The organism is Pseudomonas sp. ZL2 (assembly GCF_054788455.1).
Genome location: NZ_JBGOGX010000009.1, coordinates 1 through 20,337 on the forward strand (window position 1 = coordinate 1; position 20,337 = coordinate 20,337).

Annotated in this window: 19 protein-coding genes; 8 read left to right on the top strand and 11 right to left on the bottom strand. The window is 62.9% G+C overall.

The annotated features are described in order from the left end of the window. Nucleotides 1-142: 142 nt before the first annotated feature. Both ABM562_RS10200 and ABM562_RS10205 read left to right on the top strand, forming a co-directional pair. The gene (locus ABM562_RS10200) at nt 143-949 is read left to right on the top strand and encodes an aminoglycoside phosphotransferase family protein (protein ID WP_115085688.1); all 807 of its coding nucleotides are present in this window, start codon (nt 143-145) and stop codon (nt 947-949) included. Nucleotides 950-1,000: 51 nt separating this feature from the next. After that, nucleotides 1,001-1,894 carry a formate/nitrite transporter family protein gene (locus ABM562_RS10205; protein WP_115085687.1) on the top strand — a complete coding sequence of 298 codons (894 nt, stop codon included), beginning with the start codon at nt 1,001-1,003 and terminating at the stop codon, nt 1,892-1,894. On the opposite strand, the gene ABM562_RS10210 is transcribed toward ABM562_RS10205, so the two are convergent. Beyond that, nucleotides 1,891-2,991, bottom strand: a complete 1,101-nt coding sequence (locus ABM562_RS10210) for an MBL fold metallo-hydrolase (RefSeq protein ID WP_115085704.1) — start codon at nt 2,989-2,991, stop codon at nt 1,891-1,893. The two genes, ABM562_RS10205 and ABM562_RS10210, sit on opposite strands and share 4 nt — an antisense overlap. A gap of 129 nt (nt 2,992-3,120) precedes the next feature. Here ABM562_RS10210 and ABM562_RS10215 point away from each other — a divergent pair, with 129 nt between their 5' ends. Further along, nucleotides 3,121-4,194, top strand: coding sequence for a diguanylate cyclase (locus ABM562_RS10215; protein WP_115085703.1), 1,074 nt, complete (start codon nt 3,121-3,123; stop codon nt 4,192-4,194). Between the two features lie 58 nt (nt 4,195-4,252). Further along, complete coding sequence (locus ABM562_RS10220; protein ID WP_115085686.1) at nt 4,253-6,835, top strand: bifunctional diguanylate cyclase/phosphodiesterase; 2,583 nt, start codon at nt 4,253-4,255, stop codon at nt 6,833-6,835. Here the strand turns inward: ABM562_RS10220 and ABM562_RS10225 are convergent. Next, nucleotides 6,832-7,413, bottom strand: a complete 582-nt coding sequence (locus ABM562_RS10225; RefSeq protein ID WP_115085685.1) for a TetR/AcrR family transcriptional regulator — start codon at nt 7,411-7,413, stop codon at nt 6,832-6,834. The genes ABM562_RS10220 and ABM562_RS10225 overlap by 4 nt on opposite strands. Nucleotides 7,414-7,518: 105 nt before the next feature. Here ABM562_RS10225 and ABM562_RS10230 point away from each other — a divergent pair, with 105 nt between their 5' ends. Further along, on the top strand, nt 7,519-8,961 hold the full coding sequence (locus ABM562_RS10230; protein WP_346617922.1) for an amidase: 1,443 nt from the start codon (nt 7,519-7,521) through the stop codon (nt 8,959-8,961). A gap of 53 nt (nt 8,962-9,014) precedes the next feature. Here the strand turns inward: ABM562_RS10230 and ABM562_RS10235 are convergent, their stop codons facing one another. After that, nucleotides 9,015-9,338, bottom strand: coding sequence for a DUF2025 family protein (locus ABM562_RS10235; protein WP_115085683.1), 324 nt, complete (start codon nt 9,336-9,338; stop codon nt 9,015-9,017). 186 nt (nt 9,339-9,524) lie between these two features. On the opposite strand from ABM562_RS10235, the gene ABM562_RS10240 reads away from it, so the two are divergent. Next, nucleotides 9,525-10,739: a GAF domain-containing sensor histidine kinase gene (locus tag ABM562_RS10240; protein WP_115085682.1), complete on the top strand. Its 1,215-nt coding sequence runs from the start codon at nt 9,525-9,527 to the stop codon at nt 10,737-10,739. Here the strand turns inward: ABM562_RS10240 and ABM562_RS10245 are convergent. Then, nucleotides 10,678-11,595, bottom strand: a complete 918-nt coding sequence (locus ABM562_RS10245) for a LysR family transcriptional regulator (protein ID WP_460421787.1) — start codon at nt 11,593-11,595, stop codon at nt 10,678-10,680. The two genes, ABM562_RS10240 and ABM562_RS10245, sit on opposite strands and share 62 nt — an antisense overlap. A gap of 125 nt (nt 11,596-11,720) precedes the next feature. Between ABM562_RS10245 and ABM562_RS10250 the strand changes: the two genes are divergently transcribed. Then, nucleotides 11,721-12,479, top strand: coding sequence for an SDR family NAD(P)-dependent oxidoreductase (locus ABM562_RS10250; RefSeq protein ID WP_134061559.1), 759 nt, complete (start codon nt 11,721-11,723; stop codon nt 12,477-12,479). A gap of 4 nt (nt 12,480-12,483) precedes the next feature. On the opposite strand, the gene ABM562_RS10255 is transcribed toward ABM562_RS10250, so the two are convergent. The 7 genes from ABM562_RS10255 to ABM562_RS10285 form a co-directional block, all read right to left on the bottom strand. Then, nucleotides 12,484-13,353 (bottom strand): efflux RND transporter periplasmic adaptor subunit, encoded by an 870-nt coding sequence (locus ABM562_RS10255; protein WP_115085679.1) that lies wholly within the window; start codon nt 13,351-13,353, stop codon nt 12,484-12,486. A gap of 11 nt (nt 13,354-13,364) precedes the next feature. Then, complete coding sequence (locus ABM562_RS10260) at nt 13,365-13,571, bottom strand: DUF1656 domain-containing protein (protein WP_010221104.1); 207 nt, start codon at nt 13,569-13,571, stop codon at nt 13,365-13,367. Next, nucleotides 13,558-15,546, bottom strand: coding sequence for an FUSC family protein (locus ABM562_RS10265; protein WP_460421790.1), 1,989 nt, complete (start codon nt 15,544-15,546; stop codon nt 13,558-13,560). The genes ABM562_RS10260 and ABM562_RS10265 overlap by 14 nt, the downstream gene beginning before the upstream one ends. A gap of 180 nt (nt 15,547-15,726) precedes the next feature. After that, a complete protein-coding gene (ccoM, locus tag ABM562_RS10270) occupies nt 15,727-15,843 on the bottom strand; it encodes a cytochrome c oxidase subunit CcoM (RefSeq protein WP_276330486.1) in 117 nt (38 codons plus the stop codon). A 134-nt stretch (nt 15,844-15,977) separates the two neighbouring features. Continuing rightward, a complete protein-coding gene (locus tag ABM562_RS10275; protein ID WP_010221101.1) occupies nt 15,978-16,139 on the bottom strand; it encodes a hypothetical protein in 162 nt (53 codons plus the stop codon). A 76-nt stretch (nt 16,140-16,215) separates the two neighbouring features. Further along, a complete protein-coding gene (locus ABM562_RS10280; protein WP_115085676.1) occupies nt 16,216-16,545 on the bottom strand; it encodes an aspartate-semialdehyde dehydrogenase in 330 nt (109 codons plus the stop codon). A gap of 91 nt (nt 16,546-16,636) precedes the next feature. Further along, nucleotides 16,637-17,323 carry a M949_RS01915 family surface polysaccharide biosynthesis protein gene (locus tag ABM562_RS10285; RefSeq protein WP_115085675.1) on the bottom strand — a complete coding sequence of 229 codons (687 nt, stop codon included), beginning with the start codon at nt 17,321-17,323 and terminating at the stop codon, nt 16,637-16,639. Between the two features lie 118 nt (nt 17,324-17,441). On the opposite strand from ABM562_RS10285, the gene rapA reads away from it, so the two are divergent. Then, the gene (rapA, locus tag ABM562_RS10290) at nt 17,442-20,288 is read left to right on the top strand and encodes an RNA polymerase-associated protein RapA (protein WP_115085674.1); all 2,847 of its coding nucleotides are present in this window, start codon (nt 17,442-17,444) and stop codon (nt 20,286-20,288) included. Nucleotides 20,289-20,337 lie beyond the last annotated feature (49 nt).

Genomic DNA, 20,337 nt, shown 5'->3' on the forward strand with positions numbered 1-20,337 from the left:
GCGCCGGAAGTGGGGCGAATTATAGAGAGATTAAATCGGGCGTCAAGGGTTAATTCAAAAAACATTGAACAAAGGCAAAATGAGCACCTTATATAGAATGAGCACCTTATATAGAGAGTACCGGCCTGCCCTGGGAGGCACTATGTTTGAACCTTACCTGCAACACTGGCAATTAACCGCCGACGGCGAGCCAATCATCACCCACAGCAGCCACTTGCTGCCCGTCCTTTATAAAGGCAAGGCAGCGATGCTCAAAATCGCCCACGAACCCGAAGAACAGTCCGGTGCCTTGTTGATGCAGTGGTGGGATGGCCAAGGCGCCGCCGCGGTGCTCGAGCACACCGATCACGCCGTCCTGCTTGAGCGGGCTCAGGGGACCGCCTCACTGGCCGATTATGCTCAACACGGTCGCGACGAAGAGGCCACGCGCATCCTCTGCACGGCGATTGCCCGCCTGCATGCACCACGGGACCAGCCGCTGCCGCCACTGGTCGAGCTCCAACCCTGGTTTTCCGGCCTGTGGCCCGCCGCCGAAGAAAATGGCGGGCTGTACCGACGTTGCGCCGACATTGCCAGCCAGTTGCTCGCCTCCCCCGGCGAACAGAGGGTGCTGCATGGAGATATCCACCACGGCAACGTTCTCGACTTCGGCAACAGAGGCTGGCTGGCCATCGACCCCAAGCACCTCTACGGCGACCGCGCCTTCGACTACGCCAACCTGTTCTGTAATCCGACCCACGCTCTGGCCACCGACCCACACTGTTTTCAGCGGCGCGTGCAGATTGTTTGCGAAACAGCCGACCTGCCTCGTCAGCACATGCTGCAGTGGATCGTCGCCTGGTGTGGTTTGTCGGCGGCCTGGTTTCTCGAGGATGACTTGCACGAAGACGCCCGCACGCCCCTGCAGGTCGCGCAACTGGCACTGAACCTGCTGGAGGCAGGCAACTAATCGAAGCAGCGTCGATCTGTAGATAAGGCACCCCATAGATGAGCCACCGCCATGAGTGAAGCGCAAAGCGGCAAAACCCCCGGCCTGTCTGCAGACGAAGAGCAGGAAGTCAGCCATAACCAGCCACCCCGCGCGGCGGTATTGCACGAGATCATTCGCTTCCAGGGTGACCAGGAGCTGGAGCGCACCATCGCCGCGCTGTTCTGGTCGGCACTTGCCGCCGGGCTGAGCATGGGCCTGTCGCTGATGGCCATGGGGCTGTTCTATTCGCGCCTGCCCGAAGACGACAGCAGCCAGGTGATCGCCAGCCTGGGTTACTCGGCCGGATTTCTTGCCGTGATCCTGGCCCGCCAGCAACTGTTTACCGAAAACACCCTGACCGCGGTACTGCCGGTGATGACCGAACCGAGCCTGCGCAACTTCGGTCGCTTGCTACGTTTATGGTCGGTGGTGCTGCTCGGCAATCTGGCCGGCACCATCCTGGTGTCCTATGTGATGCTCAACCTGCCGATCTTCGACAGCAAGACCGACGTCGCCTTCCTCGACGTCGGCCGCAAGGTGATGGAAAACGACCTGAACCAGATGTTTGCCAAGGGCATCATCTCGGGCTGGATGATCGCCACCATGGTCTGGATGATCCCGTCGATGGAAAGCGCCAAGGCGTGGATCATCCTGATGATCACCTACCTGATGGCCCTGGGTGATTTCACCCATATCGTCGTCGGCTCGGTGGAAGTGTCCTATCTGGTCTGGGCCGGCGAAGTCAGCTGGACGGCATTCTGGCTGGACTTCGCCGCGCCGACCCTGATCGGCAACATCATTGGCGGCAGCTTCATTTTCGCCCTGATCAGCCACGCCCAGGTGCGTAGCGACAGCAGCAAGCCGCCCACTGCCCTACCCCGGCGTGACCGGCAAAAAGACCAGTCGGCAGGCAAGAAACCCTAGGGTTCTCGCGCCGCCAGCACCCGTTCGCCGCCCGGACGCAGCTCCCGTTGTGGCTTGGACTGCCACCAGGCCGGCCCACTATGCGGCTGCTCGATGCTGACCCGCTCGCCGATCTGCGGCGTACTCAACGGCACCTGAGCAGCGTTGGCCAGGGCCAGGATGCGGTCGAACGGTTCATGCCAACTGTGGGTGGAAAGGTCAAAAGTGCCGTTATGAATCGGCAGCAGCCAGCGCCCACGCAGGTCAAGGTGCGCCTGCAGACTCTGCTCGGGCTGCATATGTACATCGGGCCAGTTGAGGTTGTAGGCGCCGGTTTCGATCAGGGTCAGGTCGAAGGGGCCGTACTGCTTGCCGATCGCCTTGAAGCCATCGAAATAGCCGGTATCGCCACTGAAAAACACCTTCAGCTGGTCATCGATCATCACCCAGGACGCCCACAGGGTGCTGTTGCTGTCGAACAGGCCACGTCCGGAAAAATGCTGAGCCGGGGTCGCGATGAATCGTACGCCTTCGACACTGGTTTCCTGCCACCAATCCAGTTGCCGGACCTTGGTCGCCGGCACGCCCCAGGCGATCAGGATATCGCCCACGCCCAGGGGGGCGATGAAATGCTCGGTGCTGGTGGCCAGTTGGCGTATGGCCTGCTCGTCGAGATGATCGAAGTGATCGTGGGAAAGGATGACGGCGGTTAACGGCGGCAACTCGTCTAGTTTCAGTGGCGGCTGATGAAAGCGCCGGGGGCCGGCCCATTGCACCGGCGAGGCGCGCTCGGCGAACACCGGGTCGGTAATGAAGAAGCGCTCGCGCAGTTTCAGCAGTACCGTGGAGTGGCCCAACCGCCAAACACTGTGGTCCGGCGCCTCCAGCAACTGCTGGCGACTCAGGGGCTGCACCGCAATACTGACACTGGGCCGAGTATCGGCGGGTTTTTTAAGCAACAGGTACTTAAGGCCAATGCGCAGTTTTTTCATCACCCCGTCCTGTGGCAACTGCGCCTGGTTGCGATAACGCCCATCCTGGCGTTGAGCCGGTTCACCGGCCTGGGAGGTCAGCGGGGCCATGAGCAGAAACACTCCAAGGATGAAGGTAAGTTTCATGGTACCCCACAGTGATTGGATCAACCGTGAAATGGCTTGTAAGGCCATTTTTCAACAGCCTGCGATTGTTCAACAATATTGACAGCAATTATGCGATAAACGGCGCCCCGGAACAGACCAGCATCCATGATGGAAAAGAAAAGCGGTAAGGGACTTTCATTTGTAAGGCGGATTTACCTGCCGCGTATCATCGGCCTGGGGATCGGCATGCTCAGCGTAATGGCCGGGATTTCCAGCCTGCCTGTGCCGTCCTGGGTCTGGGGCCTGCTGCTGTTCAACGGCCTGGCCTGGCCGCACCTGGCCTATCAGATCGCCCTGCGCGCCAACGTTCCGTACCACGCCGAGTACCGCAACCTGCAACTGGACTCGCTGATGGGCGGGTTCTGGACCGCCACTCTGCAATTCAACCCGCTGCCCAGCGTGACCATCCTGGCGATGATGGCCATGAATAATTTCGCTGCCGGTGGCCAGCGCCTGTTCTTCAAGGGCCTGTTGATCCAGGGCCTGGGCATGCTGCTGTCGATCGCCCTGTTCGGCCCTGGGCTGCAACTGCACGCCAGCACCCTGCAAGTCTATGCCTGCCTGCCGATGCTGACCCTCTACCCCATGGCCGTCGGCTGGGTCTGCTATCGCCTGGCGATGAAGCTGTCTGAACACAAGCGCCGACTCAGCGCCCTGAGCCGTACCGACAGCCTGACCGGCCTGCTCAATCACGGCTCGTGGAAAGACCTGCTGCAGCTCAAGTTTCAGATCTGCCAGCAGCAACGCCGCGAGGCGGTGATCGCAATCATCGACATCGATCACTTCAAGACCATCAACGACACTTACGGCCATGTGGTCGGCGATTGCGTCCTGCACCAGTTGAGCAATGAACTCAAGCGCACCCTGCGCGAGGACGACCTGGCCGGGCGTTACGGGGGTGACGAGTTCTGCGTGATCCTCCCGGACACCCGCCTGGAGCACGCGAGCCAGGCCATGGAACGCCTGCGCGAGCGGGTCGGCAGCTATCGCAACCCGCAATTGCCGGAGCTGCGCATCAGCCTGAGTATCGGCCTGGCCAGTTGCAACGAGGCCCTGCCCGGCCCGGAAGCCTGGCTCAATGAGGCCGACAAAGCCCTGTACTGCGCGAAGAAAGCAGGCCGTAACCAGGTCAATTTCGCCCATTCGGACCTCACCGCGCTGAAGCTGGCCTATCCTGACTGAACGTTCGTCCTTGCGGCCTGGCCGCAGGGATGCAGCTTCAACAAGGATCAGCCCGCGTATGGACAGGATTGCCGATGCTCCGCCAGCCAGCCAACGCCCCAGCCTGCAGACGCGCAAACTCATTGCCGCGATAGCGGCGCTGTTCGCCCTGGCCTGCCTGATCGCCCTGGGGGCATTGTTCAATATCGCCACCACGCTCAATGCCAACGAGCGGGAAAAAAGCAGCTTCTACGCCCATAAGGCCCTGGAGCAGCGCCTGGAGTCGTCGCGCCAGTTCCTCTCCAGCTATGCGGTATGGAACGCCGCCTACGATCACCTCAATGGCAGCCCCGACCTGCACTGGGCCTATGAAGAGAAGAACGTCGGCGATTCGCTCTACACCGCCAGCGGCTACGAAGGGGTGTTCGTTGTCGACGACCAGATCACCAAGTACGCGCTGTTCAAGGGCCAGCTGAGCAAAGCGCCGGCCGGTACATATATAGAGAACCCGCTGCCCCCGATCATCGCCAAGGCGCGCAATGTTGCCGCCGAACGCCAGCAGATCACCGAGCACGTGCTGTTCAATGGCTGGCCCGCGGTGCTGGTGGCTGCGGCCATTCGCCCGGACGACGAAGTGCTGAGCATCGATCCGCAAACCACCTCGGTGATGCTCTTCGTTGATCAGCTGACCCCGGAAAAGCTCACCCGCCTGGGCACCGGCGTCGGTCTCAACGGCATGCACATCGAGAAAGCCAACGCCCCCCTGGGTGATCAACCCAGCCTGCTGTTGGGCGATACCGGCTACCGGCTCGACTGGATCACCCCGCGCCCTGGCGACCAGTTGCTCTGGGCGGTGTTGCCGCCGTTGCTTGGCGCCATGCTGGTGCTGGGTTTGCTGATGGTGTACTTCTTCCGCTATGCGCTGCGCACATCACGAGAAATCGACGCCAACCTGCGTAGCCTTCAGGCCAGCAATCAGGCGCTGGAGGCCAGCGAGCAACGGTTTCGTGCGGTGGCCGAAGCGGCGTCGGACTGGATCTGGGAAACCGACCGTCATCACCGCCTGAGCTACTTGTCCCAGCGTTTTGTCGCGGTTACCGGCTTTCAGAGCGAAGACTGGCTGGGCCAACCGCTCAACCAGCTGCTCAGTTGCGAGACCACGCCGCTGATCCAATGGCTGGATAACCAGGCCGACGCCGACTCGCCGCAAGTTGCCAACCTGCGCTGCGCCTATCGCGATCAGAGTGGCCAGGTACGGTTTTGCCGGGTTTCGGCGCGCTCGATCATGTTCGACGGCAAACTGGCCGGTTATCGCGGCACCGCCAGCGACATTACCGATGAAGTGGCTGCCCACGCACGCATACAGCACCTGTCGATGCACGATGCGCTGACGGGCCTGGCCAACCGCAACAAGCTCTCGCGCTTCCTCGATCACGCGTTGCTCAAGGGCCAGGAAGCCACGCCGCTGACCCTGTTGCTGCTCGACCTGGACAGCTTCAAGCCGATCAACGATTCCCTCGGCCACGCCGCTGGCGACGCCGTCCTGCTGGAAGTGGCCGCACGCTTGCGCGAATCGACCCGCGACGGCGACCTGGTGGCGCGCTTGGGTGGCGACGAGTTCGTGCTGGTAATGAACGGCATGGACAGCCGCAACGAGATCGACCGCTTTTGCGGGCGCTTGATCGACAGCCTGCACCAGCCGATCTACTTCGAAGAGCAGGCCCTGCATATCGGCGCCAGCCTGGGTGTGGCGCAGACGCGCCTGCAGGGTTTCGATGCGGGTGAACTGATCCGCTGCGCCGATATCGCCCTGTACCAGGCCAAGGCCGAGGGCAAGAACACCTGGCGCTACTTCTCGCCGGAAATGAACGAGCAGATCCAGTACCGCCGCCAGCTGGAAAACGACTTGCGCAAGGCGCTGAAAAACAACGAGTTCGTTCTGCACTACCAGCCGCGCTACCGCCTGGAAACCCTTGAGATCGTTTCGGTCGAGGCGCTGGTGCGTTGGCAGCATCCGGTCGAGGGCCTGCTTGGTCCGGACACCTTCATTCCCCTGGCCGAGCAGACCGACCTGATCGCGCCCCTGGGCCGCTGGGTGCTACGCGAAGCCTGCGAAACCGCCCGCAACTGGCCAGCCAACCTGCTGGTGTCGGTGAACCTGTCGCCCGCGCAGTTCTCGCGCAGTGACGTGGTCAAGGATGTTCACGAGATCCTGGTGGAGACCGGCTTCCCGGCCCAGCGCCTGGAACTGGAGATCACCGAGAATGTGATGCTCAACGATATCGAAGGCGCGCTAGGGACCATGAACGCACTCAAGGAACTGGGCGTGCGCCTGAACATGGACGACTTCGGCACCGGCTACTCGTCGCTGGGCTACCTGCGCACCTACCCGTTCGACAGCATCAAGATCGACAAGCGCTTTATCGCCGGGCTCAGCAGCGATGGCAACGACCGTGCCGTGGTTCAGGCGATCATCAACCTGGGCAAGGCCATGGGCTTGACCGTGACCGCCGAAGGGGTGGAAACCGAGCAGCAACTCATGGCCCTTGGCAAGGAGAAGTGCCATGAGGTGCAGGGCTACTACCTGAGCAAGCCGATCGACAAACTGGCCTTCGAAGCGCTACTGCAATCAGGAAAGAACAGCCGCGCCGGTGTTTCCTAGGCCGCAGGCAAACCAAGCCGGGCCCGAACCAGCTTGAGCAGGTTCGGCCCGACCTCGTCGAAGCCCTTGTTCTGCGCGACGATTTGTACTCCCTCGAGCAGCAGCGTCAGCTCGAACGCTGCCTGCTCTGGCTCGACCATCCCCGCCTCCTCGCACAAGCGCACCAAGCGTGCCGCCTGACGACGCTTGTGCGCCTCGATCAGCTCGCGCGCCGGGCTGTCGCACACCGGCAGCTCTGCCAGGGTGTTGGTGTAGGCGCAACCACGGTGCGAAGACAGCACCGGCTCCTGGACCAGGAATTCGGCAAAGCCGAGGATCTGCCGCGCTGGCTGGCCGCTGAACTGCTCGGCCAAACGCGCCCAGACTTCATCGTACTCGGCCATCAACAGGCGCAGCCATTCCAGTACCAGAACGTCCTTGGACTCGAAATGCCGGTACACGGTCATCTTGGTGGTTTCAGCCTTCGCGGCAATGGCATCGACGGTGACGCGGCTGATGCCCTCATTGAAAAACAGCTCGTGGGCGGCATCCAGGACCCGCTCACGAGGGGGCAGACGGGCGATTCGTTGCGAACGCATGGGCAGACTCCGGTTGACGACGATACTAACAAGTATCACTCTATACTCATGAGTATCGTTCGATACCCATCGGTATTTTATCGTCAATTGTCACGGGAGTGCGCAATGAAGGTGAGTGAATATGTGCAGTTCGACGCCATCGGCCTGGCCGACCTGATTGCTCAAGAGCAAGTCAGTGCCGACGAAGTGCAGGCGGCAGCGCGGCAGGCCATCGCCGACGTCGAGCCAAAGGTCAATGCGCTGGCCGAGCACTGGCATGACGAACCTCTACCCGCCCGCGCTGAAGGGCCGTTGAACGGCGTGCCGTTTCTGATCAAGGACCTGGCGATCAGCATGCAGGGCCGCGCCCACGAGTTCGGCAGCCGCCTGGCACAAGGTACCGGCAGTACGGCCGATTCGTTCCTGATGCAGCGTTTTCGCCGGGCCGGGCTGGTCACCCTGGGGCGCACCACCACGCCGGAACTGGCCGTCAGCACCACCACCGAATCGCGCCTGTGCGGCCCGACCCGCAACCCCTGGGACCTGAACCGCAGCGCCGGTGGTTCCAGCGGTGGTTCGGCAGCAGCAGTTGCCAGCGGTATGGTGCCCGTTGCCCATGCCACCGATGGTGGCGGTTCGATCCGGGTGCCTGCTGCGGCCTGCGGTTTGTTTGGCTTGAAGCCCAGCCGCGGGCTGATTTCCATGGGGCCGTTCCTGGACGAAGCCTGGAACGGCCTGGCGGTGCAGGGTGTGCTCAGCCGTTCGGTACGCGACAGCGCCCTGCTGCTCGATTGCATGACCGGGCCGGAACCTGGCGATCCGTTCCAGGTGGCACCGGCCAAAGGCAGTTACCTGAGTGCAGTGAAGCAAGTGCCTGGTCCCTTGAGAATTGCCGTGCAACTGCATCCGCTCAATGGTCAGCGCAGCAATCCGTTGATGGTTGAGGCTTTGCAGGGGGTGGTCCAGACCCTGGAACATCTTGGTCACCAGTGCGAACTGGTGGACCTGGATATCGGCATGTCGTGGGACGCTTTCGTCGAGATGAATGCGCGTTTCTGGGCCAGCAATACAGCGGCCTGGCTTGATGCCCTGGGTGCCGAGACTTGCCGCCCGCTCAACGGTGACTGGCTGGAACCGGCCACACTGGCGCTGCATCGCTATGGTAAAGCGCTGTCGGCTATCGACCTGCTGGCGGCGATGGATCAGCGCAACCTGGTCAGTCGGCAACTGGGCGGGTTCTTCCAGCGTTTTGACCTGTTGCTGAGTCCGACCCTGAGCGAGTTGCCGCCAGTAGTCGGTGCCTACAACGCCGGGCAGGAGCAGCTCGATGGATTGGGCTGGATGCACCGGGTGTTCAACCACTCTCCTTTCACTGCCCTGGCCAACATCAGCGGCACGCCGTCGATGTCGCTGCCGTTGTCTCAGGATGCGGCCAGCGGTTTACCGATCGGCATGCAGTTCACGGCGGGTGCAGCAGGTGAGCGCCTGCTGCTGAGCCTGGCCGGGCAGCTGGAACAGGCGTTGCCCTGGCGCGGGCGAACCCCGCCGGTCTGGGCGGCGCAAGACTGAGACGCATCGCGGGGCAAGCCCGCTCCTGCAGTGGGAGCGGGCTTGCCCCGCGATCAGGCCCGCAAGCGCCGCTGCGCGGCGATTTCCGGCAGGTCCTTGCGGCGCAGATACACCCGCAGCGGCTCCGTCACATTGAGCCGCTCATCGACATTCTGCGCCAAAAGGATCTCGATCAAGGCACGGCTCAAGGTCATGACCTCACCATCGGCGCCCTGCCAGACGAATTCGCTGCTGGGGGTAATGCTGTCGTCAGCCACGTCCATGCCGAACGAGTCTTCGCTGAATCGCACGATGTGCTTGCCAAGCTTGCGGTGAAAACCGACAAAGCCCTTGAGCTGGTCGGCAGCGGCGCAGATGTCCTGGGATGTGATGTGCATGTCAAACCTCGCTTGAACAGGGGATTGGCACGCTGGCGAAAGGGGTTGCGCTCTGACGGGCAACTCGGGGCCAAGGTTAATGGAAATTCATCGCATCCGGTAAAGGATTTTTTTACCCAGGCGCCAGTTGCTCGCTAGACTTATCCTTCTCAACGCCTCCCAGCCGTCAGCGAACGTGGATGATTCATGAGCACCCCCGTCACTTCCGATATCGCCACGATCAGCCGTATCAACGCAGTACCTGCCATCCTGCAAGTTATCTGCGAGACCACCGGCATGCGTTTTGCGGCAGTCGCCCGGGTCACCGACAGCAGCTGGACGGCCTGCGCGGTTCTCGACTCGCTGGGTTTTGGCCTGGAGGTCGGCGGCGAGCTGGACCTGATCACCACCCTGTGCCACGAGATCCGCGCCAGCCACCAGACCATCGTGATCGACAAGGCCAGCAAAGACGAGCTGTACTGCAACCATCACACACCGCGCATCTACAAGTTCGAAAGCTATATCTCGGTGCCGGTGTTTCGCACCGACGGCAGTTTCTTCGGCACTATCTGCGCCCTCGACCCTTTGCCTGCCGAGCTCAAGGGCAGCGCCATCCAGCCAATGATGGAGTCCTTCGCCCGCGTGCTGTCGATCCAGATCGAAAGCGAAGAGAATGCCCAGCAGACCGAGCAGGCCCTGGAGGAAGCACGCGCCATCGCCGACCTGCGCGAACAGTTCATCGCCGTGCTCGGCCATGACCTGCGCAATCCACTGTTCGCCATTACCGCAGGCGCGGAGTTGCTGGCTCAGCGCCTGCAGGATGAAAAAAGCCGCGCCATCGCCCAGCACATCCTCACCTGCGGACGACGCGCCAACCAGCTGGTACGCGATGTCCTCGATTTTGCCCGCGGCCGCCTGGGCAATGGCATCATGATCAACGTCCAGCCCTGCCCGGACCTGGCCGAAGCCCTCTGCCACGTGGCCTCGGAGCTGAAACGGGTGCACCCCGAACGGCTGATCCGCCTGAACATCGGCGACCTCAGCGGCCTGCACTGCGACCGCGAGCGGGTTACCCAGTTGCTGTCCAACCTGATCGCCAATGCCCTGACCCATGGCGCTGCCGACAGCCCGGTGGATGTCATGGCGGATATCCGCGAGCAGGTGTTCGTCCTCGGCGTGCACAACCTGGGCGAGCCCATTGCGCCACAGGTCATGGCGCAATTGTTCCAGCCCTTTTCGCGACCACGTGACGATGCACCGCAGCCCGGCCTCGGCCTGGGCCTGTACATTGCCAACCAGATCGCCCTGGCCCACGGCGGGTGTATGGAAGTGGTGTCGAGCGCCGAGGCCGGAACGCTGTTTACCTTCCGCCTGCCACTGGATCGAGTTGTGCCTGAAGCAACTGCGCCAGCCAGTCCATAAAGGCCCTGACACGTTGCGGCACGTGCAGTTGCCCGGCGTAGAGCAATGACACCGGCATCGGCGGTGCGCTGTACGCCTCCAGCACGGACACCAGTTCACCGCGCTCCAGGTATTCGCGCAACCCGGCAGCCGGCGCCTGGATAATCCCGAGCCCCGCCAGGCAAGCGCTCTCATAGGCTTCGGTACTGTTGACCGTGATCACCCCGGCCATCGTCCGATACCGCGTGGCGCCGTCCTGTTCATACTCGAAGCCCGGGCTGCGGGCGCCCAGTTGCCTCACATAGTGAATCAACTGATGATCGGGCAAGTCCGCAAGGCTGGTCGGCGTACCAAAGCGGGCCAGGTAGGCGGGACTGGCGCAGTTGACCATGCGCAGGCTACCCAGGGGCCGGGCGACCAGGTTCAGGTCACTCAACACGCCGATACGCAGCACGCAATCAAAGCCTTCACGCAGCAGGTCGACCTGACGATCGGTGCAACTGATCTCCAGTATCAGGCCCGGGTGGCGATCCACGAACTGCGGCAGGTTCGGCAGAATGATGCGCCGCGCCATCAAGGTCGGCAGATCGATTCGCAAGCGGCCACTCAGGGCTGCGGCATCGGTGCGGAACAGCCCTTCGAGCTCATCCATGCGCGCCAGCAGGTCTTTGCTACGCTCGTACAGTTGCAGGCCTTCCTGAGTGGCCTGCACCCGCCGCGTGGTGCGGTTGAACAGACGCGCACCGAGCAGCATTTCCAGCGCCCGGACCTGTTCGGAAACACTCGAACGCGGCAACCCCAGGCTTTCTGCGGCGAGGGTGAAACTCGACAACTCGCTGACCCGCACGAAGGTGCGCAGCAATTCCAGCTTGTTCATGGGCGAACGCTCTATTGTTCGAATTACTCGAGCAGTATTTCCGAATTTGCTGGATTTATCAGCAGAATTCAGACCAATAAACTCCTCTCAACTTCAGCCACCGGCTCAACCACGAGGACCACACCATGACCCGCAAACTCGCTTTGATCACCGGTGCCAGCCGCGGCCTGGGCAAGAACACCGCCCTACACCTCGCGGCCCAGGGCATCGATATCATCGGGACCTACAACAGCAAGGCCGATGAAGCCCAGGCACTGGTCAATACCCTCGAGGCCAGCGGTGTGCGTGCGGCCATGCTGCAACTGGACGTGAGCAATAGCGCCAGTTTCGAGGACTTTGCCCAGCAGTTAAGCGAAACCCTGCAGCACGTATTCGGCCGCCAGCAATTGGACTTTCTGGTAAACAACGCGGGTATCGGCATCAACGCGCCGTTCAGCGAAACCAGCGAAGCGCAGTTCGAACAGTTGTTCAACATCCAGCTCAAGGGCCCGTTCTTCCTGACCCAGCGCCTGCTGCCGCTGATTGCCGACCAAGGCCGAATCGTCAACATCTCCACCGGCCTGACCCGCTTCGCCCTGCCCGGCTATGCCGCCTACGCGGCAATGAAAGGCGCCATGGAAGTGCTGACCCGGTATCAGGCCAAGGAGCTCGGTGCCCGCGGCATTCGTGTCAATGTCCTGGCCCCGGGGGCGATCGAGACCGACTTCGGCGGCGGCGTTGTGCGCGATAACACTGAGGTCAACGATTTTATCGCCGGCAACACCGCCCTGGGTCGGGTAGGCCTGCCAGACGATATCGGCGCCGCGGTTGCCCTGTTGCTGGGCGATGGCGGCGGCTGGATTACCGGTCAGCGCCTGGAGGTGTCAGGCGGGATGTTCCTTTAAGCGCTCAGCGCTGCACTTCATCCTCGCGCACCTGCACGCTGGCGGTCATGCCGGCGCTCAGGTTGACCCCTTCAGGCACCTGGTCGAGCTTGATCCGTACCGGAATGCGCTGGGCCAGGCGCACCCAGTTGAACGTCGGTTCAACTTCGGCGAGCAACTGGCTGTCGGGGTTGGCGTTGCGGTCGGTGATACCGCGGCTGATGCTTTCGACATGCCCCTGCATCGGTTCACCCGCACTCATCAGCCAGACCTTGACCGGGTCGCCTACGCGGATGCGCGGCAGCTTGGTCTCTTCGAAATAGGCTTGAACGTAAAAGGTCGAATCATCCACCAGGGCCATCACTGACTGCCCGGCATTGACGTAGTTGCCTTCGGCCAGGCGCAGGTTGGTGATGTGCCCGTTGCGCGGCGCCTTGACCTGGCTGCGCGCCAGGTTGATGGCCGCGACCTTGACCTCGGCGAGCGCTTCGCGCAGCTCGCCACGGGCAACGGCGGCGTTGATCTGGGCATTTTCGCGCAACTCGGCGCTGATCGCCTGGGGCCCCAGGGCGGCACGACGCGAGGCTTCGTGTTCACGCAGGCGCAGTTGCTGCTGGCGGGTTTCGGCCACGGCATTGGCCTTGTCCAGGGCCGCTTCGAAGCGGTCGCGATCGATCGCCATGAGCAACTCGCCGGCCTTGACCTGCTGGTTGTCGTGCACCTTCAACTCACGCACCCAGCCGGACACGTCCGGAGCAATGATCACCACGTCGGCGCGAATCTTCGCATCACGGGTCCAGGGCGTGAGCATGTAGTACTGCCAGAGTTTCCATCCGGCAAAAATGGCCACCACCACCAGGCACAGGGTTACTGCGATACGTACAGCAGCACGCATGGTCACACTCCTTATAACGGCCCCAGCACATGGGTCACCAGGGTCAAAATACACACGAAAAGCGCGCAGTCGAACAACGCCTCATGCCAGACCCAGCGCCCCAATGGCGTGTAGCGCAACAACAGGCGCACCACGCCGGTCAGCAGCAAGGCCAGCAGCACATAAACCAGAAACGGGCTGAGCAACACACCGCCCAGCGCCCACTCACGCAAGCCCATGAATTTCCTCCTGTCGACGGCACCACTTGCCCCAGCTCTTCTGCAATTGCAGCACGGCGCCAACGGCCAGGCGCAGCGGGTCACTGCTCGGCACTCGCTGCAGGGCCTCGATGAACTGCTCGCTGGCAGCGTCCAGGCGCTGGCCACGACCCGGAGCCGGGCCACTGGCCAATACCGCTTCAAGTTGTTGCAAGTACTGGCGCTCGGCCGCGGCCAGCGGCGCCTGGGCGACCGCCAGGCACATGCGCAGGTGCAGCAGTTCGTCACCGATATCCAGGCCGTGCAGGCCATCATCCCAGCGCCCACGCTCCTGCTCGGGCAACGCACTGTAATGGCGGGCCAGTTGCAGCAGCCGATCGGCCATGCGCCCGCCAAACCAGGTGTCGGCGCCACGCAACTCACGGCGGGTCAGACGCACCAGGTCGCTCTGGGTGGCAGCGCGCAGGCGCTTGCCATGCCAGGCCGGGTTGCGCAGCACCAGCAGCTTGAATGCCAGCACCGCGGCGCCGACGCCCATCAGCATGGCCTGAGCGCTGTTGAAGAAGGTGGCGACATCGAAACTCATGACATTCAGCGGCGCCACCAGCACGATGAAGTGCAGGCAGTAGGAGGTCGCAGTGGCGCCAATCTTCGGATTGGCCATGCCCAGGGCACCAAAGAACAGCGGCACGCCCATGGCCAGGCAGAGCATGGCAAAACTGCTGAGCTCCGGCAGCAGGATCTGCCCGACCACGAACGCCACCGGAATCGCCAGAAGAATCCCGCGCAGGAAGCTCATGCCGATCTGCGCGCCGTTCTCGCGGCTGGCGAACAGGCTGCACACTACACAGGTCAACACCAGGCCACCGGGGGCAGCCTGCCAGGCGGTGGCCAGCCAGAAGCTGGCCATGGCCAGAAATGCCAGGGCGCTACGCGAGCCGAACAACAGGGCCAGCGACACATCGCGGTGAGCGGCCAGGCTGTCGGGCACATCGGCGGCCGGCTTGCCCTCCTCTACCCCGCTCAGGGCCAGGGTCGCGGCCATGGCGTTGTCCAGCAGCAGGGTCAGGCGCGCCAGGCAGTAGTGTTCGGCGGAGCTGATGCGCTCATCGTGGGCAGCATCCCAAACGCGCTGGCGCAACAGAAACAGGCTGGCCTGATCAGGATTGGCCAACAGCGCCTGGACCTCTTCGAGCCAGGGCGCCATGTGCTGCGCCTGCTGCTCATCCAGTTGCCGCCATTGCCGGCGCACCGAACGGGAAATACGCAACAGCACCAGCAGCTTCTGGCTCAGCCCGCGAATCGCCCGGGCGCGCTGGCGGCCGAGGCTGCCTTCGAACCAGGCATGCTCGCGCTGGGAATCAACGGCGACAATGCGCCCGAGTATCTCCAGCAGGCCCTTGCGTCCCTGTGCTTCACCACTCAAGGCGGCACTGGCGGCCTGTAGACCGCTTTGCCAGGCCTGCCGCGCCTGCCCGCTCAGTTGTTGCTCGACGCGCATAGGCCAGAGCAAGGCGCTGGTGGCAGTAGCGCAGACAATCCCCAGGCAGATCTCGGTACAGCGCGCCACCGCCTGGTCGAACACTAGCAGCGGATGGTTGATGGCCGGCAGGGCAATGATCGCCACCGTGTAACCGGCCAGCACGAACGAATAGGCCCAGGCGCTGCGCAGCAAGGTCGAGCAGGCGGTACACAGCGCCAGCCACAGGGCCAGGGCCAGCAAAAACAGCCACGGGGTCTGGGCGAAGGCGCCGATGAACAGCACCGACATGACGGTTCCGACCAGCGTGCCGAGCAGCCGCGCCAGGCCCTTCTGCACCACCATGCCCGACAGCGGCTGGGCGACGATGAATGCCGTCATCAGGGCCCAGGCCGGCTGCTCAAGGCCCCAGCGCAGCGCCAGCCACAGGGCCAGGCCGCCGCCAAGCAGGGTCTTGAGGGCAAATTGCACAGCGGATTTGTTTGGCGCCAGCAGGGCCTGCAACGTGATGGGCACGGGACGCACCTTGAACGACGGTGTGGTAAAGATAGTCAGAATGAGGCAAGAAGTTCAGGGCTTAATTATTAGCTAGCTAACTATTAATAGTCCAGAGGTGCTGAAAGGTTTTTTCACCGGACAAAAAAATGGGCGACCGAAGTCGCCCTAAATGCCTTGCGTGCTCGTGACTGAAAAGGATCAGCGCTCTTTGCGCTTGTTCGAGTCTTTCCAGATGAAAATTCCGAATCCGACGAAGAACAGCAGCATCAGACCGACTGTAATCACTCCAGCGATAACCACATTATCGAAGAACATGTCGGCCTCCATTCGCCTGAACCTGTCCGATGGGCTTAAGGTAACGAATGGGGCGGGGGAGGAAATTGACCGAGGTCAATAGCGCCCGGAACCGGGCGCGCAAGGCGGGTGCAGGCTTGACCTGCATCAAGTTTTCAACGCTTCTTGGGTTTGCCCTTGGGCTTCTTCTTCGCCTTGCCCAGCGGCATGGCCTGCTCGAACGCCTGGCGAACTTCGTTCAGGCGCTTTTCATTGAGGTCGTGGACCCGGCGTGCACGTTCGGCACCGAGGTCGATCAGGTTGTCGTCTTGGCTCATGGTGGGCTCGGGAAGCTGACTGCAGTGCTGCAATGATGAAGGCTGCAGCCGGCGCTGACCAGTAGCGCTTGTATCCTCAGACTTCGATGTCCACCAGCAGCCCCTGGCGCGGCTGCTCACCCATCAACGGCGCCACCGGCACGGTGTTGTCGGCGTTGACCTCATCGCCGGGCAGCGCTTGATACAGTTCTTCGTCCTGGCTCGACTGGCGCCGACGCTGGTGACGCCGCTGCTCTTCGCGCAAGAGAATGGCCGCCTGCTCCGGGTCACGCTGCTTGAGGTCGATGGCACTGTCACTGGAGGTCGGCTGGGCCGGGACCACGGGCTTGATGTCCGGCGTCGGCTTCACCGGGTCCAGTTGTTGTGTCACGGGTGCAGCGCTGAGCGGGATGAGGGGCGGCAGCATGGGGTGATCTCCTGTCGCCAGTGTGTCGGCTGATGGCCTAGGGCCTTTAGCCAGGGCCGGTAAAATGTGCGGGGCGCTTCACAATTGCCGGCTACTGATCGTCTTCCTCGTCCGTCGGCGCGGGCTGGGCTTCGCTCCACGGACGTTTGAGCACCTTGTTCCACACTTCGTTCAGATGATCGCGCAGGGCTTGCGGCGCGTCCTTGAGCGACGGGCTGTCTTCGCGCTCACCGCCATAGGGCTCATCGCCCTCGATCGCGATCAGCGACTGGCCATTGATAGCATAGCTGGCCTGGCCTTCACGCAGCTCGACATGCAGTTCATGGGGGTCGATGCCGCCACCACAAAAGGCGTGGCTGGCCACCGTCAGTTCAGCCACGCCGTTGTTGTTCAGGTCGCTGACGCCGCTGACATCGGTATAGAAGCCGACATCCAGGTCGAGCCCGGCACAGGTGGTCTCGTTCTCGATCTTCCAGCGCGCCTTGAAGCTGTCATCGCCCTGGCGCTCATAGAGTGTTGCACTGAGCACCACGCGGTCGACGTCCTGATCGGTTTCCTCGTCGCTGACCTGATCGTCATTGCGGCTCAGCACGAGCAGGCCTTCGCCCTCGTGGTCGCGGTAATGCACGCTCTGCACCGGCGATTGCACGCCCAGGGCCTCAAGCTGCGCAGTGGGAATCGGCGCAAGTATTTCGAAACCTTTCTTGTCGCAGGCACCCAGCAGTAGCAGTCCCGCCACGGCCAGTGTTCGGATGAACCAGGGGTTGGAGATCGGCATGGCTGTATCAGGCCCTCACTGGCGACAGCGGTTTTCGTCGATGAAGTTGCTAGACTCTTTGGTCTGCACAGAGCTATCCGTTAAGATAGTCGGCTTTTCATGGCGGGAGTCAGGCAGTATGGCGCAGCAGTATCAACCGGGGCAACGCTGGATCAGCGACAGCGAAGCCGAGCTGGGTCTGGGGACCGTTCTGGCACAGGACGGCCGCTTGTTGACCGTGCTCTACCCGGCCACTGGCGACACCCGCCAGTACTCCCTGCGCAATGCGCCCCTGACCCGGGTGCGCTTCTCGCCTGGCGACCAGATCACCCATTTCGAAGGGTGGAAGCTGACCGTGCGCGAGGTCGAGGATGTCGACGGCCTGCTGGTCTATCACGGCCTCGACGCCCAGAACCAGGCGCGCACCCTGCCGGAAACCCAGCTGTCGAACTTCATCCAGTTCCGCCTGGCCAGCGACCGCCTGTTTGCCGGGCAGATCGACCCGCTGCCGTGGTTCTCGCTGCGCTACAACACTCTGGAACATACCAGCCGTCAGCTGCAGTCGTCGCTCTGGGGCCTGGGCGGCACCCGCGCACAACCGATTGCCCACCAGCTGCACATCGCCCGGGAAGTGGCCGACCGTATCGCTCCGCGGGTACTGCTGGCCGACGAAGTAGGCCTGGGCAAGACCATCGAAGCAGGCCTGGTCATCCATCGCCAGCTGCTGTCGGGCCGCGCCAGCCGCGTGCTGATCCTGGTCCCGGAGAACCTGCAGCACCAGTGGCTGGTGGAAATGCGCCGGCGCTTCAACCTTGAGGTCGCCCTGTTCGATGTCGAGCGCTTTATCGAAAGCGACGCCGGCAACCCCTTCGAGGATGCCCAGCTGGCGCTGGTCGCCCTGGAATGGCTGACAGAAGACGAGAAGGCCCAGGACGCGTTGTTTGCCGCCGGCTGGGACTTGCTGGTGGTCGACGAGGCGCACCACCTGGTCTGGCATGAAGAGCAGGTCAGCCCCGAATACGCCCTGGTCGAGCAACTGGCCGAGGTCATCCCCGGCGTGCTGCTGCTGACCGCCACCCCGGAGCAACTGGGCCAGGACAGCCACTTCGCCCGCCTGCGCCTGCTCGACCCGAACCGTTTCCACGACCTGGCCGCCTTCCGCGCCGAGAGCGAACACTATCGCCCGGTAGCCGAAGCGGTACAGGAACTGCTCGACGAAGGCCGCCTGTCGCCCAAGGCCCACGCTACCATCGAAGGATTCCTCGGTGCCGAAGGCGAAGCTTTGCTGGCCGCGGTCAACGATGGCGACACCCAGGCCAGCGCCCGCTTGATCCGCGAGCTGCTTGACCGCCACGGTACCGGCCGCGTGCTGTTTCGCAACACCCGCGCCGCCGTCCTGGGCTTCCCTGAGCGTAACCTGCACCCCTATCCGCTGCCCAACCCCGACCAGTACATGGAGCTGCCGCTGGGCGAGCACGCCGAGCTGTACCCGGAAGTGGCCTTCCAGTCCCAGGGCGAAGGCAGCGAAGAAGAGCGCTGGTGGCGTTTCGACCCACGGGTCGACTGGCTGATCGACACCCTGAAGATGCTCAAGCGGGTCAAGGTCCTGGTGATCTGCGCCCACGCCGAAACCGCCATGGACCTGGAAGACGCCCTGCGCGTGCGCTCCGGCATTCCGGCCACGGTGTTCCATGAAGGCATGAGCATCCTTGAGCGTGACCGCGCCGCCGCCTACTTCGCCGACGAAGAGTTTGGCGCCCAGGTGCTGATCTGCTCGGAAATCGGCAGTGAAGGCCGCAACTTCCAGTTTGCCCATCACCTGGTGCTGTTCGACCTGCCCGCCCACCCGGACCTGCTCGAGCAGCGTATCGGGCGTCTGGACCGGATCGGCCAGAAGCACACCATCGAACTGCACGTGCCGCACCTGCAGAACAGCCCGCAAGAGCGTCTGTTCCAGTGGTACAACCAGGCCCTGAACGCCTTCCTCGCCACCTGCCCGACCGGCAACGCCTTGCAGCACCAGTTCGGCCCGCGCCTGCTGCCGCTGCTCGAAAGCGGTGACGACGATGAGTGGCAAGCGCTGGTGGACGAGGCCCGTGCCGAGCGCGAGCGCCTGGAAGCCGAGCTGCACAGCGGCCGCGACCGCCTGCTGGAACTCAACTCCGGTGGCGCCGGTGAAGGCCAGGAACTGGTCGAGGCGATTCTTGAGCAGGACGACCAGTTTGCCCTGCCGATCTACATGGAAACCCTGTTCGACGCTTTTGGCATCGACAGCGAAGACCATTCGGAAAACGCCCTGATCCTCAAGCCGAGCGAAAAAATGCTCGACGCCAGCTTCCCGCTGGGCGACGACGAAGGCGTGACCATTACCTACGACCGCAACCAGGCGCTGTCGCGTGAAGACATGCAGTTCATCACCTGGGAGCACCCGATGGTCCAGGGCGGCATGGACCTGGTGCTGTCCGGCTCGATGGGCAACACCTCGGTGGCGCTGATCAAGAACAAGGCGCTCAAGCCCGGTACCGTGCTGCTGGAGCTGCTGTACGTCAGCGAAGTGGTTGCCCCGCGCGCCCTGCAACTGGGCCGTTACCTGCCGCCAGCCGCCTTGCGCTGCCTGCTCGACACCAACGGCAACGACCTGGCTTCGCGAGTTTCCTTCGAAACCCTCAACGACCAGCTCGAAAGCGTGCCCAAGGCCAGCGCCAACAAGTTCATCCAGGCCCAGCGCGACGTGCTGGCCCCGCGGATCAACGGTGGCGAAGCCAAGATCATGCCGCGCCATGCCGAGCGTGTCGCCGAAGCCCAGCGCCGCCTGGCCGCCGAAACCGACGAAGAGCTGGCGCGCCTGACTGCGCTGCAGGCGGTCAACCCGACCGTTCGCGACAGTGAAATCGACGCCCTGCGCAAGCAGCGTGAACAAGGCCTGGCGATGCTGGAGAAAGCGGCGCTGCGCCTGGAAGCGATCCGGGTGTTGGTCGCCGGCTAAACCGCGTCGTGTTCATCGCTGGCAAAGCCAGCTCCCACAGGATCTTTAT

Coding starts and splice junctions, on each gene's coding strand:
- ABM562_RS10200 (WP_115085688.1), top strand. CDS start 143: ATGTTTGAACCTTACCTGCAACACTGGCAATTAACCGCCGACGGCGAG.
- ABM562_RS10205 (WP_115085687.1), top strand. CDS start 1,001: ATGAGTGAAGCGCAAAGCGGCAAAACCCCCGGCCTGTCTGCAGACGAA.
- ABM562_RS10210 (WP_115085704.1), bottom strand. CDS start 2,991: ATGAAACTTACCTTCATCCTTGGAGTGTTTCTGCTCATGGCCCCGCTG.
- ABM562_RS10215 (WP_115085703.1), top strand. CDS start 3,121: ATGGAAAAGAAAAGCGGTAAGGGACTTTCATTTGTAAGGCGGATTTAC.
- ABM562_RS10220 (WP_115085686.1), top strand. CDS start 4,253: ATGGACAGGATTGCCGATGCTCCGCCAGCCAGCCAACGCCCCAGCCTG.
- ABM562_RS10225 (WP_115085685.1), bottom strand. CDS start 7,413: ATGCGTTCGCAACGAATCGCCCGTCTGCCCCCTCGTGAGCGGGTCCTG.
- ABM562_RS10230 (WP_346617922.1), top strand. CDS start 7,519: ATGAAGGTGAGTGAATATGTGCAGTTCGACGCCATCGGCCTGGCCGAC.
- ABM562_RS10235 (WP_115085683.1), bottom strand. CDS start 9,338: ATGCACATCACATCCCAGGACATCTGCGCCGCTGCCGACCAGCTCAAG.
- ABM562_RS10240 (WP_115085682.1), top strand. CDS start 9,525: ATGAGCACCCCCGTCACTTCCGATATCGCCACGATCAGCCGTATCAAC.
- ABM562_RS10245 (WP_460421787.1), bottom strand. CDS start 11,595: ATGAACAAGCTGGAATTGCTGCGCACCTTCGTGCGGGTCAGCGAGTTG.
- ABM562_RS10250 (WP_134061559.1), top strand. CDS start 11,721: ATGACCCGCAAACTCGCTTTGATCACCGGTGCCAGCCGCGGCCTGGGC.
- ABM562_RS10255 (WP_115085679.1), bottom strand. CDS start 13,353: ATGCGTGCTGCTGTACGTATCGCAGTAACCCTGTGCCTGGTGGTGGTG.
- ABM562_RS10260 (WP_010221104.1), bottom strand. CDS start 13,571: ATGGGCTTGCGTGAGTGGGCGCTGGGCGGTGTGTTGCTCAGCCCGTTT.
- ccoM (WP_276330486.1), bottom strand. CDS start 15,843: ATGTTCTTCGATAATGTGGTTATCGCTGGAGTGATTACAGTCGGTCTG.
- ABM562_RS10275 (WP_010221101.1), bottom strand. CDS start 16,139: ATGAGCCAAGACGACAACCTGATCGACCTCGGTGCCGAACGTGCACGC.
- ABM562_RS10280 (WP_115085676.1), bottom strand. CDS start 16,545: ATGCTGCCGCCCCTCATCCCGCTCAGCGCTGCACCCGTGACACAACAA.
- ABM562_RS10285 (WP_115085675.1), bottom strand. CDS start 17,323: ATGCCGATCTCCAACCCCTGGTTCATCCGAACACTGGCCGTGGCGGGA.
- rapA (WP_115085674.1), top strand. CDS start 17,442: ATGGCGCAGCAGTATCAACCGGGGCAACGCTGGATCAGCGACAGCGAA.